The following is a 5,031-nucleotide window of genomic DNA, read 5'->3' as shown; positions in this document are numbered from 1 at the left end:
TAAAATGGTATATAAATTTTTTGGTATAAATAATTATATGGCATTTCAAATGTTGAATATAATTGCGCTGATTATTATGGATATATTCTTAATAAAAATACTTAGAAAATTCATATCAGTTAGAGTAGAAAAAATAACTCTTTTTTTCTTAATATTATTTTTCCCTATTGTATTTTATACTACTTTTTTGTATGGTAATTTAATTGGATGCGCATTGTCGATTGTTGCAATATTTTATGAATTGAGTTTTTTTGAAAAACATAAAATATTAGATATGATTTTTAGCGCTATGTTTATTAGTTTGGCTATATTGTTTAAATCGAATTATTTAATTATTCTTTTAGCAATGATAATTTTTGCTATACTTGATTGGATTATTCATTTACAGAAGAAAAATATAATATTTGTGATTGTAATTATTATTGGTTATATGATTGCAACTTCAGGTCCAATAGCTTTATTAAATTCTCAGGAGAATGTGAATTTGGGAACGGGGATTCCGAAAGTTGCATGGATTGCGATGGGAATGCAAGAATCAGATATGGCGCCGGGGTGGTATAATGAATATAATGCTAATACATATCTGAATAATAATTGTGATTCAGAATTGACTTCGAAAGAAGCTTTGAATTATATAAATGATAGGGTGAAATATTTTGAGAAGAATCCAAAGTATACATTGAAGTTTTATGCAAAAAAAATGGTTTCTCAATGGTGTGAACCAACATTCGGTGGGATTTGGATTAATCAGTTTGACAAAAACATTGTTGTTTCATCGTATATGGATAGCATTTTAAATGGACATAAATTGGGAAAAATATTAGTTTGGATATTAGATATAGTACAGTCGATAATATATATTTTAGCATTGATATATGTATTTATGAATCGAAAAAATAGAAATATATATGTATGGCTTCCGGCAACAGCGTTCATTGGAGGATTTTTGTTCCATATGTTGTGGGAAGCAAAAGGCCAATATACATTTACGTATTTTATCTTGTTAATACCATATGCAGCAATAGCTTTGAAAAATATTGTTAAAAAAATAGAAGATACAGAAAATTAGGTTAGTTTGGAAGGTAATTATTGTATATATGTATGTAATTTGGTATGCTATAAGATAGAGTTAAAAAAGATGTAATATTTTGTAACAATTTTATATTGTACAAATGGAGGTTGAGTATGAAAAAAGGATGGGGACTTCAAAATTCCAGAAGCAGAATGATTGCTTTGTTTATCGTGGACATGCTTGCTGTGATTTTGGATTCTTACTTAGCGATTATATTGCGCTTTAAATTGGATAATATCTGGGTACCAGAGGAGTATATGAGCAGTGTAGAACATTACATGATTATAAATGTGATTACGACGGTAATTATCTTTTTGCTGTTAAATCTGTATAATCGAGTGTGGTCCTATGCCAGCTTATATGAGATGCTATTGATTGTGTGTGCGGCAATGCTTTCAACAGCATTTCAGGCGTTTGGATTTAGTTTGTTGTATTTACCGATTCCAAGAAGCTATTATTTCTTCTACTTTATTTTGCTTAGTATTACTACACTAATTACTCGTTTTTCGTATCGAATTTTACACACGATGCAGAATGGAATCAAAAAATCAGCAAAGCATTCCCGGAATACGATCGTAATCGGAGCTGGTGAAGCGGGAAATATGATCATTAAAGAGCTAAAAAGCAGTAAGTACCTGAATCAGAAAGTTGTATGTGTGATTGATGATAACCCGTCTAAAAAGGGAAAATATATTCACGGAATTCGGATTGTCGGCGGAAGGGATATGATTCAGGAAGCGGCAAAAAAATATGATGCAGAAGAGATTATTCTTGCGATTCCATCAGCGGGGAATAAGGCTACTCGTGATATCTTAAGAATTTGTAATCTTACAGATTGTAAACTTAAAATTTTACCTGGTATGTATCAGCTCATCAATGATGAAGTTGGCGTGTCAAATTTGCGAGAAGTATCAATTGAGGATTTACTTGGAAGAGATACCATCAATATTGATATGGAAAGTGTTGGACAGTATGTAAGCAACAAGAGAGTATTGGTTACTGGTGGTGGTGGATCAATAGGTAGTGAACTTTGCCGTCAGATTGCAGCACATAATCCGAAACTTTTAATTATATTTGATATCTATGAAAATAATGCATATGATATTCAGCAAGAGCTGGTTAGAAAGTATCCAAACTTGAAATTAGAAGTGTTGATTGGATCTGTTCGTAATACGAGTCGAATTGAAAGTGTGATGGAATATTATCGCCCGGATGTTGTGTTCCATGCAGCTGCACACAAGCATGTACCGCTTATGGAAGACAGTCCGAATGAGGCAATTAAAAATAATGTATTCGGAACTTACAAAACTGCAAGAGCAGCGGACAAGTTTGGCGTGAAGAAATTTGTACTTATTTCTACTGATAAAGCGGTAAACCCTACGAATATCATGGGTGCTTCAAAGCGTATGTGTGAAATGATTGTGCAGACGTTTAGCAAGTATTCCAGAACAGAATATGTCATTGTGCGTTTTGGAAATGTGCTTGGAAGTAATGGTAGTGTAATACCACTCTTTAAGAAGCAGATGGAAGCAGGTGGACCTGTTACAGTTACACATCCGGATATTATTCGTTATTTTATGACGATTCCAGAAGCAGTGTCACTGGTATTGCAGGCTGGAGCCTATGCTCATGGTGGAGAAATCTTTGTACTGGATATGGGAGAACCGGTAAAGATTGCTGATCTCGCAAAGAATTTGATTCGGCTTTCCGGATATACGCTTGGTGTGAATATGGAAATTAAATATACGGGCTTAAGACCAGGTGAAAAGCTATATGAAGAGTTACTGACGAAAGAAGAAGGGCTTCAGAAGACGGCGAATGATTTGATATTTATCGGGAAACCGTTGGAATTTGATGAAGTACATTTTTTGAGTCAGTTAAGAGAACTTGAAAAAGCAGCAATGGAAGAAAGTCCTGATATTAAAGAAAAGGTTGCCGGAATTATTTCAACGTATCATATCAGACCGGAAGATAAGAAAAGAGATAGTGAGGCATTTCGAGAGTTAGTAAGTTTAGGGCGAATTAGTCATGAAGGACCGAGTGTAGAAACAGAAAAAAATATATAGAAAACAAATTGGAGGAAAAGCAATGGATAAAGTAGCAGTATTAATTCCGTGTTACAATGAAAGCAAGACAATCAAAAAGGTAGTCGAGGATTTTAAGGAAGTTTTACCAGAAGCTGTAATTTATGTATATGATAATAATTCATCTGACAACACAGCTGAAATTGCTGAAAAAGCAGGGGCAATTGTGCGACATGAATATCAGCAGGGAAAGGGAAATGTAATTAGAAGGATGTTCCGTGAAATTGACGCAGAATGTTATGTTATGACAGACGGAGATGATACGTATCCGGCAGAATTTGCAAGAGAAATGGTGGATAAAGTTTTAGATAGACATGTAGATATGGTGGTTGGAGATAGACTTTCATCAACATATTTTACAGAAAATAAGAGACCATTTCATAATTTCGGAAATACGTTAGTAAGAAAGACAATAAATAGATTGTTTAAAAATGATATCAAAGATATTATGACGGGATATCGAGCTTTTAGTTACCAATTTGTAAAAACATTTCCTGTACTGTCAAAAGGATTTGAAATTGAAACTGAGATGAGCATTCATGCAGTAGAAAAAAATATGTTTGTCGAGAATGTTATAATTGAATATAGGGATCGTCCGGAGGGAAGTGAGTCAAAACTTAATACTTATTCAGATGGGGCAAAAGTATTGATGACTATTGCGAGATTGTACAGAAACTACAAACCGTTTGGCTTTTTTACAATTATAGCAGCTTTCTTGGCAATTTTAAGTACAGGTTTTATGGTTCCGATTATTGTGAAGTTTGCTAAAACGGGATTAGTACCTAATTTTCCGACATTGATTGTATGTTGTTTTGTATACTTAGCAGCTATTATGGCATTCTTTGTTGGCGTATTGTTATCAACTATTACTCAAAAGAATAGACAAGATTTTGAGATGGAATTACAGCGTTCTTCAGATAGATATAAGATGTTGAAGAAAGAGAAATAGATTAATTAGTTAAAGGAAAGAGAAGATGAGAAAAGCGTCTGTTGAATTGGCAAGGTTGATTGCCTGCTTGCTTGTTATTGGTGTGCATGTTTCATTGAGTACAGTTGTAAATGATACATACGATGCCAGTCGATTATTAAGTGCATGTTTGGTTGCAGATGGAGTAGCCATTTTTTGGTTGATATCCGGATTTTTTATGTTTAATACCAAGAGCTATTGGAAATTACTGAAACGTACTTTTAAGAACATAGTTATTCCGATGATAATTTTTTTGATATTTTGCTTTTTTCTATCGGGATATTTAGTTGATCGGACTAGTTTAGCGGTAAGTATTACTCATACAGGGGAGGATTATCTGAATTTACTAAAAGGTTTTTTCTCATGGAATGTAGTAGTGTCATGTTCTGGTCATTTGTGGTATTTGATGGTATATTTTGTAGTCATTTTAATGTTTCCGATTTTAAAAGCGTATGTGGATAGTATTAAACAAGATGTGAAAAAACAAAAGCTCTTTTTAATTATTTCGGCTATGTTGTTAATTTTTAATGATATATCAGCAAATACTATGGCAGAATTTTCACATCATTCATTTAATGGAGCGATTCCAGCAGCTATTTTTTTTGTATGGGGAAGTATTATTTATCAGCACAGAGAGGCTATAAAAACTAAAATTAGTTTTGTGAAGTGTGTAATACTTTTTGTGGGATTGAATATAGTAAGACTGCTGATTATCTTGAACAGACAAGGTCATGATTATTCATATACGAATATTTTATATTGGTATAGTTTTTTGGGGCTTATCTGTGCGTTATGCATAATTTTTGCATGTATGTTTTTAATTAATGATAATAAGGAATCGAAAATTAATAGAGTAATTTGTTGGCTTTCTTCTTATACTTTTGGAATATATATCGTTCATATGCTAG

The 5,031-nt window shown here is 33.0% G+C and carries 4 protein-coding genes; all 4 read left to right on the top strand.

The genetic code is table 11. The features are described 5' to 3' along the window. Positions 1–1,069, top strand: a 1,069-nt coding sequence (locus PGW42_RS15605) for a hypothetical protein (protein WP_270235178.1), incomplete at its 5' end; no start/stop codon positions are given. A gap of 116 nt (positions 1,070–1,185) precedes the next feature. Further along, on the top strand, positions 1,186–3,138 hold the full coding sequence (locus PGW42_RS15600; RefSeq protein ID WP_270203975.1) for a polysaccharide biosynthesis protein: 1,953 nt from the start codon (positions 1,186–1,188) through the stop codon (positions 3,136–3,138). A 22-nt stretch (positions 3,139–3,160) separates the two neighbouring features. Next, positions 3,161–4,105, top strand: coding sequence for a glycosyltransferase family 2 protein (locus tag PGW42_RS15595; RefSeq protein WP_270203974.1), 945 nt, complete (start codon positions 3,161–3,163; stop codon positions 4,103–4,105). Positions 4,106–4,130: 25 nt separating this feature from the next. Further along, positions 4,131–5,031: acyltransferase family protein (locus tag PGW42_RS15590; RefSeq protein ID WP_270235177.1), on the top strand; the 901-nt coding region annotated here is incomplete at its 3' end.

The organism is Coprococcus sp. TM115-187 (assembly GCF_027679115.1).
Taxonomy (GTDB): Bacteria; Bacillota; Clostridia; order Lachnospirales; family Lachnospiraceae; genus Allocoprococcus; species Allocoprococcus comes.
This window is presented reverse-complemented; position numbering and strand designations above follow the sequence as displayed.